Genomic DNA, 19,366 nt, shown 5'->3' on the forward strand with positions numbered 1-19,366 from the left:
TTTTTACTGTTTGTAGTTGTATTTGTATTCTTTTACTGTTTTGTAAACCGCATTTCCTGAAGCGTCTTTCTCCATTTTCCTGACAGTCTTCAGTCTTCCACTGCTGTCGTATTCGTAAGTCTCACGCTGTCCGTTCGGGGTTGTCGTTGTAGTAAGCCCGATTAACGGGTTGTAAGTATACGCAGTAATCTGATATCCCGTCATAGAGCTGTCTTTTCGGAGATTATCCAATGCCATCACTAAAGCATTTTCTGATGCAGGGTTCACAAGATCATCATTGGAAGCATTAACAGCAGCTATTACAAGCGGGCTGTTTTTTATATCGTCATATTTAGCCCCTTCTATTTTTGCAATGATCTGCGTCTTGTTGTATCCATAAATAAATGATGTAGAAAGTCCCACGACAGAAGTAAGCTGGACCAGATTTCCTTTATCATCATATGCATCTGCCGTCATCACCTGCTTCATGCTTCCATCACTGATATTGGCTGCAAAGGCAGAGGTAGGAAGCAACAGTGAAGGGTTATCATACTTGGTTACTGATTTGGACAGGGTTTTTCCATTCTTTTTCTCTTCGGTAATTACAGGAACCCCGGTCATGTTAGCTGCCTCAAGATGGCTATATCCCGCAAGTCCTTCCACATACGTCATAAATTGTTCTGAGGTATCCCCATCCGCAATGCTTTTGGTATAGTAAGGCTTAAGATTTGCAGGACTCATCCAGGTTTCAGAGCCTGTTTCCAATAACCCTCCCCCTGCAAAATAAGCTTTATTAGAAACTATACTTTTCTTTATATAGGCGGGTTTGGAAGTTATTTTAGAACCTGCTGTGAAGCTGTATTCATTATTGGAGAAATTATCCAGCTCATAATCATACGATTCCGTTGTCAGCAGGATATTTTGCTCATCATAATTTTCTTTTTTAAAAAGGAGCCCTGCTTTGGTTATATTGTAATAAGGCCAGAAGTATTCCGGAAAAGCGCCGCCCCCCGTCTGCTGTTTCGGATAATCATCAGGATTTTTAAATGAATAGCGTATAGAACCTTTTCCTGCTTCTGACACTTTTACATTTTTATACAGGGTATAGGTAGCCCATATATCATCATCACTGTCTTTTTCATTTTCAAATAAATATCCGCTCGCACTGTCAGACAGATCAAAAGAATCGTAGGAATAATTAACCGTTCTCTGTGGAGCCGTGTTATTGATATCTTTATAATACTTAATGTTTTTTATTCTCATATGCCCTGACTTACTCGCATTTCTGAAAGGTCCCGGGTATACCTTTATCTCTGAACTGCTGAAAGTCCCATTGGCTTTTGCTTCTCCCGTGCGGACAATTTCCAGAGTATAATTTCCTGGATAAGCGTTTAGGTTATATCTTTGATCATAGAGATTGTCCGTAATGGTAAAAGAAGGAATAATTACCTCTGTGCCTCTTTTTAGGGTAATCTTTAAATTATGCTCTTTAGGCTTTAATGGAGGCGGAGGTGGATCAGGACGCTCATAATCTGTAATATTGAGTATAAATTTGAAATTTTTCTTTACCTGCTGATCTCCCGGTATATTGAAATTATAAATCAGGGATTGGGTTGTATTGATAGAACCACTGGCCATAGCAGAAGAATACTGAATATTGGGATAATTGATATCACTGGCTCCTGAAAGTCCAGCAAGAAATGCAGGATCATTGAAATTAAAATACAGTTCTCCCTGTTCATAGTTATATTCTGCCACCCCGCCTGTAGGAGATACTATCTTTTTTAATGCTCCATCACCTGAAGGATATGTATATACGAAAGTATTCTTTTCGATAAGAGTATTGTTTTTATCATTTTTGACAACAGAATTCAGTATCCTTTTCTTCTGTGCCACAGCAGTTCCCACAGAAAGCATGGTATAATTAAAGGCATAGGAATATAATGTTTCTCCGGCAGGATTTTTCAGGTATATTTTCTGCAAACTATAGGGATCACTGACAGCCTCTGCATAAGCGTCCTGGTTTTCCAGAGTTTCATCATATACATAGTCAAATGCCACCTGTCCTTTGCGGCTGGTGATGGTTTTTATTTTATTCTGCTGGAATATGAGGTATTGATTGTTAGTACCTTTATACTTTGTTTTTTTGTCATAGGTTACCGCTACTGTTTCTACCCCGATAGGATTCAGAATGCGGGTAAGGTAATAAGCTGTTTTGTATTCATTTCCCATAAAAAACTCTCCACAGCCATATCTCGCTGCATCATAATCTGTAAAGATATATTGATATCCGTTATCTGCAGTAATGGTAAAACTGTCAGCCTTAAAGGTTGCAGTATTACTGTTTCTTATAAAATCAATTTTTACATGGTTCGGGGTAAGATTGATCAGGGTAAATGTATTATTTACAGTATCTCTTTTTATTCTGAATTTTCCGGATAATCCCGGAAGATTATAGTAGTAGATATCATCAAATTCGTTTTTTTGATAATTAGAGGAACTCTCATTGTCATAGCATTCATCTAATCCATTAATGACTTTTTTATAGATCATCGCTGCCCCGAAGAAAGACCATCCTGCTCCCACATCACTGGCTGTATCAGGGGTACCACTATTTTGTGTATTATAACTTAAGCTGATTGGCCATGCCGTATCATCTGAAAGCGGAGCATTCAGAAGAGGTAAATCAATTTCAGGAAGTCCAGAAGATAATGATATAGGTACATCAGAATATCGGGACATGGCCGCCATGGATGGTGATGCAACAGGAGTTGTTACAACATCTCCCACGTTTTGCTGAGAATATCCCTTTTGTACCATCGCACATAATAGAGATATTAATATGACTTTTTTTCTCATGGTGTTTATTTCTTGATTAATTTAGCATTCGCCGTTTTATTCATATCCGTTTTTATAGTCACCAGATATGCCCCCTGAATCAAATTCTGAGTATTAATCTTAGTTACCTTATTCTTAGTTTTTAAGCTCTGAAGCTGTCTTCCACCCATATCATACAGCATTATATCTGCTTCTTTGAAATCAAAGCCAATTTCTATATAAGCATAATCAGATACAGGATTAGGATAGATTTTAATATCCTGATTTTCAATCAACTGATCAAGCTGTTTATCTCCCAGCTTCACAATCTTCCAGTTCTCTTTTCCAAGTTCTTCTGCGCTGGTTCCAGCCAGAATAATGGAGCCATCTCTGTTCAGTTTTATATCTGACAATCTTTCCTCACGTTTTCTGGATTCGCCTTTTACATGTTTTCTCCATTGTTCATTGCCATCCCGATCCAGGTACAGCATCCAGAAGGTTTCATCATCGGCTTCAATCCTTCCTTCTGCCTGAGTGTAACCTCCCAAAAGAATTCCTTTTGTGACATCTTGGTTCTTGGCTCCCCGATCCTGACTCTGGATTACACTCGTTCCCATTAGAATATCCCTGTTTCCGAAATTGTAAGACTTCTGCCAGATTTCTTCACCTCTTTCGTTTAAAGAAATTAGCCATAGATCGGTGCCTTCTTCTATTCCAACTGTTTTATTTCCTGATCTTTCAGATCTGGATTCGCCACCTATCAGATAGCCAGTAGATGTTAGAGCCAAGGTTCTCAAATGATCATCTGCTTTTCCTCCAAAACTCTTTTCCCATTCTGTTTTCCCGGTTTTATCAAGCTTGATCACCCAATAATCTCCTTCACCAAAGTTTTCGGTTTTCTTTGAGCCACCTGTAGCACTTCTGGAATAGATTCCTAGCAAGGCACCACCATCTTTCGTTGGAATCATTTTCTCTACTTCATCAAGACCTTTTCCTCCTAAAACTGATTGAGATAGTTCTTTTCCGTCCTTATCAAGTTTTACAATCAAAACATCTTTTGAACCATAACCTTTAGCTGAATTCTGAACGTTACCAGCTACAAAGAATCCTAAATCTGTGGTCTGAATAACTGATCTCGCTTCTTCATCTGAGGCTGATCCTAAAGTTTTCTGCCAGAGTTCGTCTCCAAATTCATTCAATCTGACCAGCCAAATATCGGATCCACCTTTGGAGTCTTCTTTTTTATCAAGACCTTTTGAGGAAAAAGTGGTGCCTGAAATCAAAAAACCTCCGTCTTGTGTAGAAACGGTTGCGGAAAGATAGTCGTGGTTATTTCCTGAAATGTATTTTTCCCAAACTTCATCTCCTTGCTGGTTAAGCTTTACCAGATGGAAATCGTAGCCATTATTTTGCTTTTGACTTGAGGTTCCTGAGCTTATTGAAGGGCTGGATTGAATTGAGCTTCCCGTGATCAGATACTGTTGATCTATTGTTGTGGTAACCTGGCTTAGAAAATCCTGCGTAGAGGATTTGATGTCTTTTTGCCATAATACTTCCTGGGCCGACAGACCCAAGATTGTGCACATCGTAAATGCACTCATGTAGAGTTTTCTCATCTATTTGTGTATATTAGTTTGTATAATTTTGCAAATTTAACATTTTTTAACACATATACAAATCTCATTGCTGAGATTTAATATAGCTCATATCACTTATCTGTGTTTTTTATAATGCTAGTCTTATAAAAACAAAGGTATTTCTCCAAAGCGACAAAGCATGTCGTATTATAAATTTTACAAAAAATTATAGTTGTACTAAACTGAAAGAAAAATATAATGTAATGAGCCCTAAGGACAAGCGTTTACCGAAGCTTATCCAGCCAGTCGATTTCCAGTCTTTTAATCTTTTGAGTTTTCGAATCAATCAGGACCCAAAGGGTACTTGAATCAACGACAAGCTGATCTTTGCAGTAGAATTCGACTTTTCTGGGCTGTCGGATTCCTTCCGGAGCTTTCGGATAGGTTTTAACGGTGATCACATCTCCCAGGTAAACCTGCTTTTTGTATTGGATATGATGATCAACGAGCATCCATATATCTTCCGGATACTCTGTCTTTTCCTTTACTTTTTCCCAGTGTTCACCAGCTATTTCTTCTACCCAGTGCACATACTGCACATTGTTGACATGATTATTCCGGTCTATATGTTCTTCCGTTACCTGAATCTGTTTTTGGTATATTAAATTCATTTTTTTCGGCTTCATTAATAATCAAATATATGGACTTTAAGTTTTTTATTCTTAATGAAACGAAAACCTTCTCAAAACTGAGAAGGTTTCACCTCTGAAAAATTTATTTTAATATGGAAATGATCAATGGAACTGTGCTGTTTCCGTAGAGTCTTTCATGGCTACTGTTGCCGAAGAACCATTAGTTACCACATTCTGAACCTCATCAAAATAACCGGTTCCTACAAATGACTGGTGTTTTACCGCTCGGAATCCTTTCTGCTGAAGAGCAAACTCCCGCTCCTGAAGTTCGGAATAACCTGCCATTCCTCTTTCTTTATAAGCCAAAGCAAGCTCAAACATTGCAGTATTCAACGCATGGAAACCTGCCAGCGTGATGAACTGGAATTTATAGCCCATTTTGGCAAGCTCCTCACGGAAATTGGCCATTTCTTCCACACTAAGCCTTGCAGCCCAGTTGAATGACGGCGAACAGTTGTACGCCAGCATTTTTCCCGGAAACTGAGCATGGATTCCTTCTGCGAATTTTCTTGCCTGTTCCAGATCAGGATTAGAGGTTTCCATCCAGATCAGGTCAGCATAAGGTGCATAAGAAAGGCCACGGTCGATTCCCTGCTCTACTCCATTGTTTACCACATAGAAGCCTTCGGAAGTTCTTTCTCCGGTTACAAATTTTTTATCTCTGTCATCAATATCCGAAGTCAGAAGATCTGCTGCATCTGCATCCGTTCTTGCGATAATAATACTTGGTACGCCCAAAACATCCGAAGCCAAACGGGCCGCTACCAATTTATTAATGGCTTCCTGGGTAGGAACCAGAACCTTGCCTCCCAAATGTCCGCATTTCTTTGCCGAAGAGAGCTGGTCTTCAAAATGAACTGCTGCTGCTCCTGCCTCTATCATCTGCTTCATCAGCTCAAAAGCATTCAGATTTCCACCGAATCCTGCTTCTGCATCTGCAATAATTGGAACTAAATATTCTTTATCTCCGTTCCCGCTTACCGACTGTATCTGATCTGCTCTTAATAAAGCATTATTAATCTTCTTAACCACAGAAGGCACCGAATTAGCAGGATACAATGACTGGTCGGGATACATTTCCCCAGAAAGATTCGCATCTGCAGCCACCTGCCAGCCCGAAAGGTATATCGCTTCCAGCCCTGCATCAACTTCCTGAACCGCCTGATTTCCTGTTAGGGCACCCAACCCGGCTACATAATCCTGGTTATTCAGTTTCTCCCAGAATTTTTTGGACATTTCTGTCGCAATGGTATACTCAATGGTATAAGAGCCGCGAAGCTTCAGTACTTCTTCAGCCGTATAGGTTCTTTTTACACCGTTCCAGCGGGGATTGCTCAGCCAGTCCTGTTCTAGAGCCTGGATTTGTTCTTGTTTTGTTTTCATAATATTTGGATTTATTGTTTATAGATTTAAGTTTGAGGGTGAGGGCGTTTGAGAGTTGGAGAGTTTTAGAGTAGGTTGGGTTATAAGTTTATGAGATATGGATATGAGTAGATTATTTCAGTGCAATAGAATCTTTCAGTTTTTCACATTTCAATTCTCTTACACCCAAAACTCTCCCACACTCCTACTCTAAGACTCTCCCACGCAAAACTCCTTTCACTCAATAAACGGGTATGCTTTCAGAGTCAGGAATTCTTCAAATTGTTCTGAGAATATCAGTTCATTGAAAAGTTCTTTGGCTAAATTGAATTTTCCGTTTTTGAAACGCTGTTCGCCTACATATTTTTCGATATGTTCTATTTCTTCAGCCTCCCATTGAAGGATCATTTCACGGGTCAGGGCAAGACCGTTGTTCAGCTTGGCTTCGTTTTTCAGCCATTGCCAGATTTGTGTCCTTGAGATCTCAGCAGTGGCAGCATCTTCCATCAGATTGTAAATGGCAGCTGCACCGGTGCCCATCAGCCAGCTTTCAAGGTAAAGAATGCCTACATTGATATTTTTTCGTACCCCTTTTTCGGTAATTTCACCTTGTGGAACTTCCAGCAGATCCGTTTCTTTGATATGATATTCAAATTTTTTATCAATCTGATTTTCTTCCGGCATATACTGGTCAAAAACATCTTTTGCAACAGATACTAAAGCCGGATGTGCCACCCAGGTTCCATCATGACCGTTTTTCACCTCACGTTTTTTGTCATTCCGCACTTTTTCAAAAGCAATACTGTTGGCTTCATAATTATCTTTTACAGGAATCTGTGCAGCCATTCCTCCGATAGCATGAACGTTTCTTTTATGGCAAATCTCGATCACTCTTTTTGAATAAGCACTCATAAACGGAGAAGCCATTGTTACCTGATCTCTGTCCGGAACCATAAATTCGGGAAGGTTTCTGAATTTTTTGATGAATGAAAAAATATAATCCCATCTTCCGCAGTTCAGTCCTGCGCTGTGTTCCTTTAATTCAAATAAAATTTCATCGATCTGAAAGGAAGCTGTTATTGTTTCTATCAAAACGGTAGCTTTAATAGTTCCTTCGGGAATTCCCATGTAATTTTGGGCAAAAACAAAAACTTCATTCCACCATCGGGCTTCTTTGTAATGTTCTAATTTCGGAAGGTAGAAATAGGGACCACTTCCGTTTTTCAACAAGTGTTCAGCGTTAGAAAAAAAGTAAATGCCAAAATCTGTCAGTGAGCCGGATGCTTCTTCGCCATTGATCTCGATATGTTTTTCCGGAAGATGCAGTCCTCTTGGCCGCACCTGAAGAACAGCTGTTTTTTCATTAAGCTGATAAGACTTTCCATTTTCAGCAGTAAAATCTATCTTCCGCTGCACTGCATCCGAAAGATTAATCTGTCCCTGAATGCAGTTTTCCCAGGTTGGCGAATTGCTGTCTTCAAAGTCAGCCATAAAAGTTGATGCACCGGAATTTAATGCATTGATGATCATTTTCCGGTCTACAGGTCCTGTGATCTCTACTCTTCTGTCCAAGAGATCGGCTGGAAGTGGCGCACAGCTCCAGTTACCGTTTCTGATTTCTTCAGTTTCAGGTAAAAATGCGGGAAGATTTCGCAAATCAAAAAACTGCTGTGTTTTTTTTCTTTCTTCTAAAAGCGTCAATCTTTTTGGGTTAAAATTCTGATGTAGAGCTACCATAAAATCCGTCAATTCCGGAGTGAAAATTTCCCCAAACTGCTTCTGGGCTTTTATTTTTAATTGAGTTTCTGTTTCCATAACCTGTTGATTTTGTGATTTGATATTACAAACATAAATAAAAATATTCACAATCAGCGAACGTTCGCTAATTATTTTAAAAAATTATTATGCGAATAATCGCATTCATTTTTCTATATTTGATTATGAATTCAGAAAGTGATTTTATCAAAACCGTGTTCGGATTGAAGCTGAAGCAGCTGAGACAAAAGAAAAACTGGTCTCTGCAGGATCTTGCTGTAAAGACAGGACTGTCTAAATCTTATTTAAACGAAATTGAAAACGGAAAGAAGTATCCGAAGCACGATAAAATCATCCAGCTTTCAGAATCATTGGGATCTACTTTTGATGAACTCGTTTCTACCAAGCTGGATAAAAGCTTGGCTCCTTTTAATGAGATCCTTCAATCTGATTTTTTCAAGGAAGTACCACTGGACCTTTTTGGCATCAGTAAAAACAACCTGATCAGCATTATCAGCGATGCTCCCAAAAAAGTTACTGCTTTTATCAATGCATTGATTGAGATCTCCCAGAATTATAATTTGGGCAAGGAGCGTTTTTATTTTGCCGTCCTCAGGTCTTTCCAGGAACTTTACGATAATTATTTCCCGGAAATTGAGGAAAAAGCGATGGAATTCATCATGAAAAACGGACTGGATATCAGTAAAGACCTGAGATCTTCTGTTTTGGAAAGCATTCTTACTGAAAAGTTTAATTACAACATAAGGTCTGAAGATTTTGAACAGTTCGGCACTCTGGATAACCTGCGTTCTCTTTTTATCCCTGAACAAAAGCTTCTTCTTTTGAACCGGAAACTAGAGAAAGATCAAAGAACATTTATTCTGGCTAAGGAAATAGGATTCAATGTCCTGGAATTAAAAATCCGTCCAAACACTTATTCATGGTTGGATTTCGGAAGTTTTGAGGAAATTCTGAACAATTTTTACGCTTCATATTTCGCCGGAGCTTTATTGATTCCTAAAGAGCAGACTATTGGAAAAACCACCGAATTTCTTCTTCAGCATACCTGGGAACCGACAAGTTTTGAGGAACTGATCGAAAGCTTTACAGATTCTCCTGAAACTTTTTATTACAGGCTTACCAATCTGCTTTCTTCTGAGTTGGGTATTAAGGATTTGTTTTATCTGTGCCTGGTCAAGAAAAAAGATTCGGACAAGATCCAGATCTTAAAGGAACTTCACCTCAACCACCAGCAGGCTCCTCATGCCAATGCTACGAATGAACATTACTGCCGAAGATGGATCGCTGTAAAAAATCTGCATCATTTGAAGGAAAATGAAACGCTTACGGATGCCCAGATCTCGCATTACAAAGATCAGGGGGTCAGTTATCTTGTTATTTCAACGTCACAGAAAAATCCTTTTTCAGACGGAAGCAACAGAAGCTACTGCCTGGGAATTTTATTAAATACACAGACTATAAAAAAGATCGGTTTTATAAAATCTCCGACTTTAAAAACAATCAATGTAGGCGTTACCTGCGAATCCTGCAGTATTCCGGATTGTGAAGTGAGGCAGGCACCGCCGGTCCGGCTGGAAAAGGAGCACTTTAACCTGAGTATGAAGAATGCAATTGAGAAGATCAGGAAACAGTTGATAGTTGATAGTTGATAGTTGATAGTTGATAGTTGATAGTTGATAGTTGATAGTTGATAGTTGCAAAATTAAAACTTTGAAATCTAAATTCTAATCTCTAGTTTCTAACTTCTTATTTTAAAATAACACACAAATGATATTAGATTTATTTTTTCCTAACCGATGTATTGAGTGCAGCCGGATCATAGATGCGGATCTTTTAGTCTGCAGCTTATGTTTTGAGCAAATTCATTTTACTCATTTTGATTATTTCAGTGAAAATATCATCAAAGAAAAATGCAGGCTCCTGTTTCCAGTTGAAAATACTTATGGACTGATGAAGTTTGAGGAAAATGGACTGAGCCGCAAACTCATCCATGAGCTGAAATATAAAAGCAGGGAAAATGCTGGTAAAACTCTTGCCGAATGGACTGTGGAACGTCTGGACTTCAAAGATGAAAAACCTGATATTTTAGTACCTGTCCCACTTCATCCCAAAAAATTAAGGGAAAGAGGCTACAACCAGCTGCATTTATTTACTGAGACTTTGTCCGGATTTTATCAGATCCCATTCGACCATGAATTGATTGAAAGAAATCACTATTCAAAAGCACAGGCTTTAAAAGATAAGAAACACCGCCTGGAAGCAGTAAATCCTTTTTCTCTTTCGAAACTGATTTCCGGAAAACACGTTCTTTTAATTGATGACGTTTTCACTACCGGAAACACCGTATCATCCATTGCCTGGGAGATTTTAAATGCGGGAGATAACAAAGTGAGTGTTTTGGTGATGGCAGTGGACGCGTAATAAGGGGTTTGAGGGGTTTAGGGTTTGTTTTAGAGTCTTAAAGGAAGGAAAATACAGTTTAGGGATTCCAGGTGGGGATGTCCGTGATTGACGTGGTTATTAAAACCAGCACTCTTACCCTCCAAACCCTAAAACTCTATAACTCTCCCACTCAATACTTTTCTCCTCCGATTCTTTTTCTTAATTTTCCGGTAAACTATTGATCATGAAAAATCTGCTTTTACTGCACGGAGCGCTGGGACACATTGATATTTTTAAGCCTTACGAAAAGGAGCTGTCAAAGTATTTCAATATTCATACACTTTTATTTTCCGGACACGGAAATACAGAACTACCGGAAAATGCTATCAGTATTGAAAAGTATACTGAGGAAATAAAGGATTATTTAGAAAAAGAAAATTTAAGGGATGTCTGTATTTTTGGACACAGTATGGGAGGTTATGCAGCGCTTTGCTGTGCGCTAAGATATCCTGAAAGAATCAATTCCATCATGACTTTGGGTACAAAATTCGACTGGACCGAAGAGCAGGCTTTAAAGGAGAGTAAAATGCTTGACCCGGAAGCTATTCTTTTGAAAGTCCCAAAATATGCTGAGCAGCTGGAAAATCAGCACGGTGCACAATGGAAACAGCTGCTGCCTGCCATTGCACAGCTGATGGTTGCACTAGGTAAAAATCCTCCTCTGAATGAAACCAGCCTTTGGGCAATTAGTATTCCTGTACAGATCATGACCGGGGATAAGGATAATATGGTAAGTATAGAAGAAAGCATCAGTGCTTACCGCAGTATTCCTAATGCAAAATTGGCCATACTTCCGGATACCAAGCATCCTATGGAAAAAGTACGGCCCAATTTATTATTTGATCTGATGAAAGATTTCTGGAACCTTTCTTAATATCTATCGTTGAAGTTTTTCACCGTAGCTCAAATCTCCGGCGTCACCAAGTCCTGGTGTGATGTACCCTTTTGAAGTCAACCCTTCATCGATGGCTCCTACCCATATTTTCGCATCAGGATAGGCTTTTTCGATAGTTTCCACTCCCTGTCTGGAGGCTATTGCAGCAACAATATGCAGCTGGGTCGGAGTTCCGTTGGTCAGAAGGTCTTTGATAGCCTCAATTAATGAGGCTCCTGTTGCCAGCATCGGATCCGCTACAATCAATGGTCTTCCTTCAATATTGGGGCAGGTAAGATAATCCTGTTTAATGGAGAAGTAATCATTAGCATCGTGCTTTCTGTAAGCAGCCACAAAACCGCAGTCTGCCCTGTCAAGATAACTCAGGATTCCCTCAAACAAAGGAACCCCAGCTCTCAAAATAGTGGTGATTACCGGCTGAACAGCTATTTCCTGAACTTTAATCTTATCTAAAGGCGTTTGAATTTCTACTTCTTTATATTCCAGTTCTTTGCTGATCTCAAAAGCTGCAATTTCACCGATACGTTCCATATTTCTACGGAACCTCATTCTGTCATGCTGGATGTCTATATTCCTAAGCTCATTGATCCAGGAGTTTATTAAAGAAAATTGTTTTGACAATACAATTGTATTCATTGTTTTGAAAAAGCTTTTATTAAAAATATTAAATTTAATATGAATAAAATCCCTCTTAGAAAAATCTAAAAGGGATTATTTTTATTTCTGTCTGAAATACACTTCAATAGGAACTCCGGTAAATCCGAATTGTTTTCTCAATTGGTTTTCTGTAAATCTTTTGTAAGGTTCTTTTACATACTGAGGGAGGTTGCAGAAAAACACAAACTGCGGTGACGGCGTAGGAAGCTGTACACAGTATTTGATTTTAATATATTTCCCTTTGTTGGCCGGTGGCGGAGTCTGTTCAAAAATAGGAAGCATTACTTCGTTTAATTTTGAAGTTTTGATCTTTTTCTTACGGTCTTCGTATACAACCATGGCCATTTCCACAGCTTTCAATATTCTCTGCTTCGTTAATGCTGAAACAAAAAGAATTGGAATATCACTGAACTGACCGATCTTCTCTTTAATTGAGTTTTCAAAATCCCTAACGGTGTTGGTTTTCTTATCTTCAATAAGATCCCACTTATTCACAACAATCACAATTCCTTTTCTGTTCTTTTGTGCTAAACCGAAAATATTCATATCCTGAGATTCCCAGCCCAGCGTTGCATCCACCATAATGATCACAACATCTGAAAATTCAATAGAACGGATAGATCTCATTACGGAATAGAATTCCAAATCTTCATTTACTTTAGATTTTCTTCTCATTCCGGCAGTATCCACTAAAACAAATTCGTATCCGAATTTATTATAAAGGGTCTGGATACTGTCTCTTGTAGTCCCTGCAACATCAGTTACAATGTTTCTTTCTACATCAAGCAAAGCATTTGTTAAGGTAGATTTACCAACATTGGGACGGCCTGCGATCGTAATTTTCGGCAATCCCTCGAAAGGATCTTTGTAATCTGTTGTAGGGAAATCTTTCACGATATCATCCAGAACTTCTCCTGTTCCGGAACCTGTAGCTGAAGATAAAGTGTAATACTTTTCAATTCCTAACTGATAGAATTCAGTAGCATTTATTTCCTCCTTGGCAGAATCTACTTTATTGATAACGATATAAACGGGTTTGTTTGATCTTCTAAGAAGTTCGTGAATTTCGTAATCGGTATCAGTAAGACCTTCTTCCACATTCATCATAAAGATAATGGATGTAGCTTCGTCTATTGCCAGCTGAACCTGCTTGCGGATCTCTTCTTCAAAAATATCATCCGTTCCTACATCATATCCGCCGGTATCTATAACTGTAAAATCTACCCCGTTCCAGTCGGATTTCCCATAATGACGGTCTCTGGTAACACCCGCCGTAGAATCTACGATGGCTTCTCTTCTTTCTAGTAAACGGTTAAAAAGTGTGGATTTTCCTACGTTGGGACGCCCAACGATTGCGACAATATTTGACATAAAAATGTTTAATAAATGAAATTATTAATGGGTATCTCCAACTTTTGGAGCCCAATTTTTTTGCAAAGATAAGATTTTATTATTTAGCTGCTGAAAAACTACAATTCCTGAAATAATTTCTTACCCAACCATCATCTATCTATTCCATTAAAAATCATACAATTATAAATAAACACTGCCTTTTCTTATTATTAACCTTTAAAAAAATATTTTTCCAGTTAAATAATTTTTTATAGTTTTGCGCCACCAAAATAAAACAGACCTATAGTGTAACGGTAGCACTCCGGTTTTTGGTACCGTCAGTCGGGGTTCGAATCCCTGTGGGTCTACAATCTAAAAAATGCAACTAGCTAAATTACAGCAAGTTGCATTTTATTTTTGGTCACTTTTTGGCGTTTGGTCACCTTTTTAGTCATACTTTTGATAAAAAACGCTCGGAGTGAACTCTATTGAATCTATTTGAATCTGGTTGTATTTTAGCTACGGAAATAATGTCCGTTAGACTCGAAATAATCAAACATTATACTCCGTGCAGTTGCGCTCCAATCAATGACAACCCAATTAGGAATATTAAACGTATCATCTTCATATAAATACTGTACAAAATCTTCATCACTGGAAAATTCACCGTAATAAAAATTGTTTACATATTCATACAAGCTTTGAAAATCCATTTTACCTAGATTATCCAAACACGCTTCGTAAATTTCAACATCATGTCCAGAATCATTGATTTGTTCAAGTACGTGGTAAATATCTTTTGATATATGGCATTCACTCAATAATCCCAGCTTTTCCAGAATCGGACATTCATAATCTTGGAACATAAATTCTGGGTCGGATTCATCAGAATGAAGTTCACACATTGCGGTAATTAGTTCGTCATAGTCTGAGTAATCGGCTAAATCAAGCCATTTCCCAAATAATGAGCCGTTGTTATACTTGGCATACGTGCCACAATAGATACTAGCAGTATCAAGACAATTTGTTAACTTTGTCATGTCGATAAGTTTTAGAGTAGTTAAAATTTATTGATGAGCCTAGTTGTGTTCGAGACAGCTAGGCATTTTTGTTTCTATATTGAACCTTGTCCCCAAAGAAACAAGGCTAAAAGTAACTTGTAAAGATGTATAAATATACAACAAAAAGCGCATAAACACAAGCTTTTCAAGCTCTTTTTACTCAAAATATCAACATTTTTGAGCGGAGTTAAAAACTTTTTAATAAGCCCAAGACCTAAAAAAACAAAGACAGTTTCAAAAATCAAAAAACCATTGACAGGGGGCAGGTAAAAAAAGCTCTCGACCCGTACGGGGTAAGCTTATGGTAGGTAGTGTCCCGATGCCTATATAAAAAATTTGAGATTTGGCATAGGGGGTATATTTTTAAAGTAAAATTTGGCGGGTGGTGTAAATAGTATCCCAAGTATTAGACAGTTTCTCCCAGAAGCCCACAATCAAAACCACCCCACACCTAAAATACCACAATCTGTTTACCACAGTTACCCGAATTGTTGATTTAGAGGGATTAGAGATGTGTTAAGGTATGATGTATTAGTAAAAATAATTGAGTATATATAGGTACTATGTAGCAGATTCTTTGTGAATAGCTGTATTAATCGACATTTACAATGATTGCCAAAAAGACAGGAATCACCAGCAAAAGTGATACATAAGTCGTATGAAATATTTTTTCATCACCTATGCTTTAAAAGTCCCTCAACTAAACTCGGAGAACTTTTTGTTTTGGGGTAAATCGGCAGATAATATATTAACAAAATCACGTCCACAAAAAATCTATTTTCCAGCACGCTCACACAAACTATATATATGACCTACAACCACCCGTTACAGTATAATTATCTTTAACACAGTTTTTTTAGGGACCGCCTATCATAAAAAGATTCTACAAACTATTCACACCTACCTACAAACTCAAAATAAGCTCTTTTAATCTATATTTAAAACAAAACAACCATTAACCACACCAAAACAATAACAAAGTCAAAATTCAATACCTTTATGTTATCGTACGGAGACATCTCAAACACCAACACATTCACCAATGTAAGATAAGTAACTTTAAACTATTTTTAAGCTAAATAAAGGGATGGCCTCAAAATAAAAAGATAGTCGAAATTCAAGCATATATGACGGTATAAGAGAGCGTTTTACCTCAGTATTAACTACACATCCCAAACTTTGGTACAAAATTTACACAAATTCCTCTTAAAAGGAATCATTTTGATTCTGGGATTTAAACAGACAGTATAATTACACATTCCTACATTCACCTTTGTATCTCCAAGTGCATTTGATATTTTCAATATATTTAACGGAGATAAAAGACTAAACTGTCACATAATATATCCCTACACAAAACCATAGAAACTGTTTACCATACCTTTTAAAAATAAAAAAAGAGCCATTAAAGCTCTCCATATTTTGTTTTATAGTTTTTCAACTCTTTCTCAGTATTACTTAATAATTTTTCGAGTAAAGAAATCTTATCTTCATACAATTTCTTTATCAATTCAGTCTCATCTGCTCCAATGATAATGCTTCCGTTATTACTTCCTTTAACATTATTGAAGCTGTTAAAATATTTTTGACTGTCAAAAGATGTTATATCTTCTGGATTAACATCCAATATTTTAGCAATTTGAGAAAGCTTATCAGATGAAACCTTTATATCTCCTTTTTCTAACTTACTATAGGCAGCCTGAGAAATATCTAATTTTTCAGCCATATATTCCTGAGTAAAATTCTTTAACTCCCGTATATTTTTTATCTTGTTTCCTATCATGACGGTTATGAATTATAACCATTTTGGTTATATTATACAATGATACAAATATAATAAATAAGATATAAGTCCGCATTTTTGTTTTCAAAAATTTAAAAAAATGAGAACAAAATTATCTCTTGTATTTACTGTCGCCCTTACTGCGAATATCTTTTCCCAAGCTATTGTAAATTTTACAGACAATACATTCAAATCTAAACTTGTATTTTCAACTCCTTCAACACATATCGCAAAAAATTCTGCGGGAAATTGGATTAAAGTTGATACTAATAATGACATGGAAATACAAGTCAGTGAAGCGCAACAAGTAGCCGAATTATGGCTATTAGATTCTAATATCTCATCCCTGAATGGTATTCAACATTTTTCAAATTTGAAAGTATTAGAGGTTGGTAGTAATAATCTATCAAACCTTGATTTAAGCCAAAACAGTCAATTAAAAACAGTATTTTGTGATAATAATAGTCTTACAAGTCTTATTGTAAATCAAAATTCACTTTTAGAATATTTGTCATGCTCATGGAATAGTTTATCAACTATTAATCTACCAAATTCAAATTCTTTTCAGAAATTATATTGCACTAACAATCAAATTTCAACATTGAACACGTCTAATAATAGCGGTTTAAAAGTATTGAGAGTAGAAAACAACCCTATAACAAGTCTTTCTTTAGGTTCTAATATTAATTTAGAGGAACTCAATTTTTCTGTAACCCCGATTTCAAGTATTAATCTTAATTCTAATACTAATCTTAAAAAACTTACTACTAGTTCTAATCTAACAACTTTAAATGTAGCTCAAAATACAAACTTACAGGAATTATATACACAAGGGAGTAATTTAACTAGTGTTGATGTTCGCAACGGTAATAATAGTAATATGTTAAGTGTATTATTTGGAAATGTAACACAATCACCTTTGCTAAGATGTATTTTTGTAGATTGGAAAGACAGTTCTACTTTGACAAATTTTTGGATAAAACCTTACACTGCTACTTATGTTGAAAATACTGCTGAATGTAATTCAGTACTAGCAACCGCAGAAACAACAACTAAAAAACAGTTTAGTGTTTATCCTAATCCTGTCAAAAATTCACTCAATATAGTTTCCGATTCAGTTTTTACAAAGTATGAAATTATCAATTCAGAAGGCAGAATTATTCAATCAGGCAATTTACAGCAATCTAAAATTGATACTTCATTATTGATTAACGGTATTTATTTTTTGAAATTATTTAGCGGAACAGATTATGTTGTAAAGAAGATTTTTAAAAACTGATTATCAAAATTTCAGCCTTGACCTTATGAGTTGAGGCTTATGTTTTAATCTCTGAAAACACTGATGTATAGACAAGTTAACAAAGAATCTGCTACATAGTACCAATACACTACATATTTATATCAAATATTATCATATTACTCTCAAACCTATTTAACCAACCTAATAGGAAAAAAAGTGCTTTTTCGTTCTATCAATATTGCAAGTGATTATCCTATGCAATATATATAATATATTTTTTATTTTTTTTATGCTAAAATTTTAAATTTGCAAGGCTTTTTGAAAAGCTCAAACAAAAATGATGAAATTTAGAAAAATAATAATGTTTATTTTAATAGTAAACACCTTAAATTTATATTGTCAAAACACAGTTGATATAGATTTTTTCCTTAATAATATTGGTAACTCTTATTCATATAAGATTAATGCAAATGATTATAAAATAAAAAAAATACAAAATGGTCTTTTTCGTAAATCCTTATTACCTAAAGTAACATTAACATCCTCCATACCCTATCAAAGAGCTATTTCTGATGTGACACAACCTGATGGAACAATAAAATTTATTGAGCGTAATTATTTGAATCCAAACATAGGACTTAATACAACTCAGTTTCTACCATTTACAGGAGGTACAATTAGTTTATCAAACTCAATAAATTATTCAAGAGATTTTAATAACAATTACAGTAACTTTTCTAGTAATTGGGTAAATCTTTCATATCAGCAATCTATTAATGGGTACAATGATTATAAATGGGAAAAAAAAATAAATACTCTCACAAAAAAGAAAGATTCAATTGAGTATTATCAGAATGTAATTCGATTGAAATATGATATAGCCAAATCTTATATTGATGCTGAAACATCGCAATTGAAATCTCATTTATTACAAGAAAATATGAATAAGGTAAAGTTTATGCTAAATGAAATAAATGAAAAGTATAAACATGGTCGAGCCATTAAAACAGATGTAGAACAAACAGAATTAACACTAGAACAGTTAAAAGGCTATTTAGAAGCTAATAAAATAGAACATCAAAATTCGTTAAACCAATTAAAAAGAACAGCCAACATTGAAATTCAAGATTCCATCTTATTAGAAGGTATCGGAGAAATAGAATTTACCATCAATAAGGACGAACTAATTAAAATTATGGAAGAGAATGGATATAATATAGAATGGAAAATAAAGGAGTTGGAAGCAGAAGCAAATCTAGATAGAATAAAAAAAGAAGGTAGTATGTCATTAAATCTTCAGCTTGGATTGGGACTTAATTCTTCTGCAAATGAAATTTCACAATTATTTAATACTCCTCGCCAGACTCAATTTGTTACTTTAGGGGTTAAAGTCCCAATATTAGATTGGGGAGCGTCAAAGGATAAGACTAATATAGCATTTGTAGAAAAGGAGAATTTAAAATATAAAATAGAAGAAGAAAGAAATAGAAAGATACAGGCAATAGAAGAATTAATAAATTATTATTGGACTTTAAAATCTCAAATACAATCATTGAAACAACAGATAATATTATCTAATAAACTCACAGACAACTATAAGGAACTGCTATTACTAGGTAGGAAAACTGTATCTGAATATAAAAATCAAATTTATGAAAATATTAATTTATCAATTGAATGTGAAAAATTGAAAAATAATTTATATTTGCTAAAATTAAAAATAGACGAACTTAATTTAAAACATTAAACACTT

At 36.0% G+C, this 19,366-nt stretch carries 14 protein-coding genes and 1 tRNA gene; 6 read left to right on the forward strand and 9 right to left on the reverse strand.

Features of this window, described 5'->3' with window-relative positions:
- Window positions 1-3 precede the first annotated feature (3 nt).
- The 5 genes from LC418_RS17775 to aceB form a co-directional block, all read right to left on the reverse strand.
- Complete coding sequence (locus LC418_RS17775) at window positions 4-2,838, reverse strand: RHS repeat domain-containing protein (RefSeq protein ID WP_223560111.1); 2,835 nt, start codon at window positions 2,836-2,838, stop codon at window positions 4-6.
- Between the two features lie 5 nt (window positions 2,839-2,843).
- Window positions 2,844-4,412, reverse strand: a complete 1,569-nt coding sequence (locus LC418_RS17780) for a T9SS type A sorting domain-containing protein (protein ID WP_223560112.1) — start codon at window positions 4,410-4,412, stop codon at window positions 2,844-2,846.
- Between the two features lie 245 nt (window positions 4,413-4,657).
- Window positions 4,658-5,044, reverse strand: coding sequence for an acyl-CoA thioesterase (locus LC418_RS17785; RefSeq protein WP_223560113.1), 387 nt, complete (start codon window positions 5,042-5,044; stop codon window positions 4,658-4,660).
- A gap of 123 nt (window positions 5,045-5,167) precedes the next feature.
- Window positions 5,168-6,448, reverse strand: a complete 1,281-nt coding sequence (aceA, locus tag LC418_RS17790) for an isocitrate lyase (protein ID WP_223560114.1) — start codon at window positions 6,446-6,448, stop codon at window positions 5,168-5,170.
- A 216-nt stretch (window positions 6,449-6,664) separates the two neighbouring features.
- Complete coding sequence (gene aceB, locus LC418_RS17795) at window positions 6,665-8,242, reverse strand: malate synthase A (protein WP_223560115.1); 1,578 nt, start codon at window positions 8,240-8,242, stop codon at window positions 6,665-6,667.
- A 125-nt stretch (window positions 8,243-8,367) separates the two neighbouring features.
- On the opposite strand from aceB, the gene LC418_RS17800 reads away from it, so the two are divergent.
- From LC418_RS17800 to LC418_RS17810, 3 genes are all read left to right on the forward strand, one after another.
- Window positions 8,368-9,852 carry a helix-turn-helix domain-containing protein gene (locus LC418_RS17800; protein WP_223560116.1) on the forward strand — a complete coding sequence of 495 codons (1,485 nt, stop codon included), beginning with the start codon at window positions 8,368-8,370 and terminating at the stop codon, window positions 9,850-9,852.
- Window positions 9,853-9,970: 118 nt separating this feature from the next.
- Complete coding sequence (locus tag LC418_RS17805; protein WP_223560117.1) at window positions 9,971-10,624, forward strand: ComF family protein; 654 nt, start codon at window positions 9,971-9,973, stop codon at window positions 10,622-10,624.
- A 205-nt stretch (window positions 10,625-10,829) separates the two neighbouring features.
- On the forward strand, window positions 10,830-11,519 hold the full coding sequence (locus LC418_RS17810; RefSeq protein WP_223560118.1) for an alpha/beta fold hydrolase: 690 nt from the start codon (window positions 10,830-10,832) through the stop codon (window positions 11,517-11,519).
- 3 nt (window positions 11,520-11,522) lie between these two features.
- On the opposite strand, the gene upp is transcribed toward LC418_RS17810, so the two are convergent.
- Together upp and der are read right to left on the reverse strand one after the other, a co-directional pair.
- Entirely contained in the window at window positions 11,523-12,176 is a 654-nt protein-coding gene (upp, locus tag LC418_RS17815) for a uracil phosphoribosyltransferase (RefSeq protein ID WP_223560119.1), read from the reverse strand.
- 81 nt (window positions 12,177-12,257) lie between these two features.
- Window positions 12,258-13,568, reverse strand: a complete 1,311-nt coding sequence (gene der, locus LC418_RS17820; RefSeq protein WP_111961019.1) for a ribosome biogenesis GTPase Der — start codon at window positions 13,566-13,568, stop codon at window positions 12,258-12,260.
- 258 nt (window positions 13,569-13,826) lie between these two features.
- On the opposite strand from der, the gene LC418_RS17825 reads away from it, so the two are divergent.
- Window positions 13,827-13,897, forward strand: a tRNA-Gln gene (locus LC418_RS17825).
- Between the two features lie 147 nt (window positions 13,898-14,044).
- Here LC418_RS17825 and LC418_RS17830 read toward each other — a convergent pair.
- Both LC418_RS17830 and LC418_RS17835 read right to left on the reverse strand, forming a co-directional pair.
- A complete protein-coding gene (locus LC418_RS17830) occupies window positions 14,045-14,569 on the reverse strand; it encodes an antirestriction protein ArdA (protein ID WP_223560120.1) in 525 nt (174 codons plus the stop codon).
- 1,426 nt (window positions 14,570-15,995) lie between these two features.
- A complete protein-coding gene (locus LC418_RS17835; RefSeq protein ID WP_079243031.1) occupies window positions 15,996-16,373 on the reverse strand; it encodes a helix-turn-helix domain-containing protein in 378 nt (125 codons plus the stop codon).
- Between the two features lie 100 nt (window positions 16,374-16,473).
- On the opposite strand from LC418_RS17835, the gene LC418_RS17840 reads away from it, so the two are divergent.
- Both LC418_RS17840 and LC418_RS17845 read left to right on the forward strand, forming a co-directional pair.
- The gene (locus LC418_RS17840; protein WP_223560121.1) at window positions 16,474-17,652 is read left to right on the forward strand and encodes a T9SS type A sorting domain-containing protein; all 1,179 of its coding nucleotides are present in this window, start codon (window positions 16,474-16,476) and stop codon (window positions 17,650-17,652) included.
- A gap of 298 nt (window positions 17,653-17,950) precedes the next feature.
- The gene (locus LC418_RS17845; RefSeq protein ID WP_223560122.1) at window positions 17,951-19,360 is read left to right on the forward strand and encodes a TolC family protein; all 1,410 of its coding nucleotides are present in this window, start codon (window positions 17,951-17,953) and stop codon (window positions 19,358-19,360) included.
- Window positions 19,361-19,366: the final 6 nt, after the last annotated feature.

It is taken from the genome of Chryseobacterium lathyri (genome assembly GCF_019970085.1).
GTDB classification, from domain to species: domain Bacteria; phylum Bacteroidota; class Bacteroidia; order Flavobacteriales; family Weeksellaceae; genus Chryseobacterium; species Chryseobacterium lathyri.

Bases quoted from the DNA above. Each gene is read 5' to 3' on its own strand.
- LC418_RS17775 (WP_223560111.1), bottom strand. From the start codon at position 2,838: ATGAGAAAAAAAGTCATATTAATATCTCTATTATGTGCGATGGTACAA.
- LC418_RS17780 (WP_223560112.1), bottom strand. From the start codon at position 4,412: ATGAGAAAACTCTACATGAGTGCATTTACGATGTGCACAATCTTGGGT.
- LC418_RS17785 (WP_223560113.1), bottom strand. From the start codon at position 5,044: ATGAATTTAATATACCAAAAACAGATTCAGGTAACGGAAGAACATATA.
- aceA (WP_223560114.1), bottom strand. From the start codon at position 6,448: ATGAAAACAAAACAAGAACAAATCCAGGCTCTAGAACAGGACTGGCTG.
- aceB (WP_223560115.1), bottom strand. From the start codon at position 8,242: ATGGAAACAGAAACTCAATTAAAAATAAAAGCCCAGAAGCAGTTTGGG.
- LC418_RS17800 (WP_223560116.1), top strand. From the start codon at position 8,368: ATGAATTCAGAAAGTGATTTTATCAAAACCGTGTTCGGATTGAAGCTG.
- LC418_RS17805 (WP_223560117.1), top strand. From the start codon at position 9,971: ATGATATTAGATTTATTTTTTCCTAACCGATGTATTGAGTGCAGCCGG.
- LC418_RS17810 (WP_223560118.1), top strand. From the start codon at position 10,830: ATGAAAAATCTGCTTTTACTGCACGGAGCGCTGGGACACATTGATATT.
- upp (WP_223560119.1), bottom strand. From the start codon at position 12,176: ATGAATACAATTGTATTGTCAAAACAATTTTCTTTAATAAACTCCTGG.
- der (WP_111961019.1), bottom strand. From the start codon at position 13,568: ATGTCAAATATTGTCGCAATCGTTGGGCGTCCCAACGTAGGAAAATCC.
- LC418_RS17830 (WP_223560120.1), bottom strand. From the start codon at position 14,569: ATGACAAAGTTAACAAATTGTCTTGATACTGCTAGTATCTATTGTGGC.
- LC418_RS17835 (WP_079243031.1), bottom strand. From the start codon at position 16,373: ATGATAGGAAACAAGATAAAAAATATACGGGAGTTAAAGAATTTTACT.
- LC418_RS17840 (WP_223560121.1), top strand. From the start codon at position 16,474: ATGAGAACAAAATTATCTCTTGTATTTACTGTCGCCCTTACTGCGAAT.
- LC418_RS17845 (WP_223560122.1), top strand. From the start codon at position 17,951: ATGATGAAATTTAGAAAAATAATAATGTTTATTTTAATAGTAAACACC.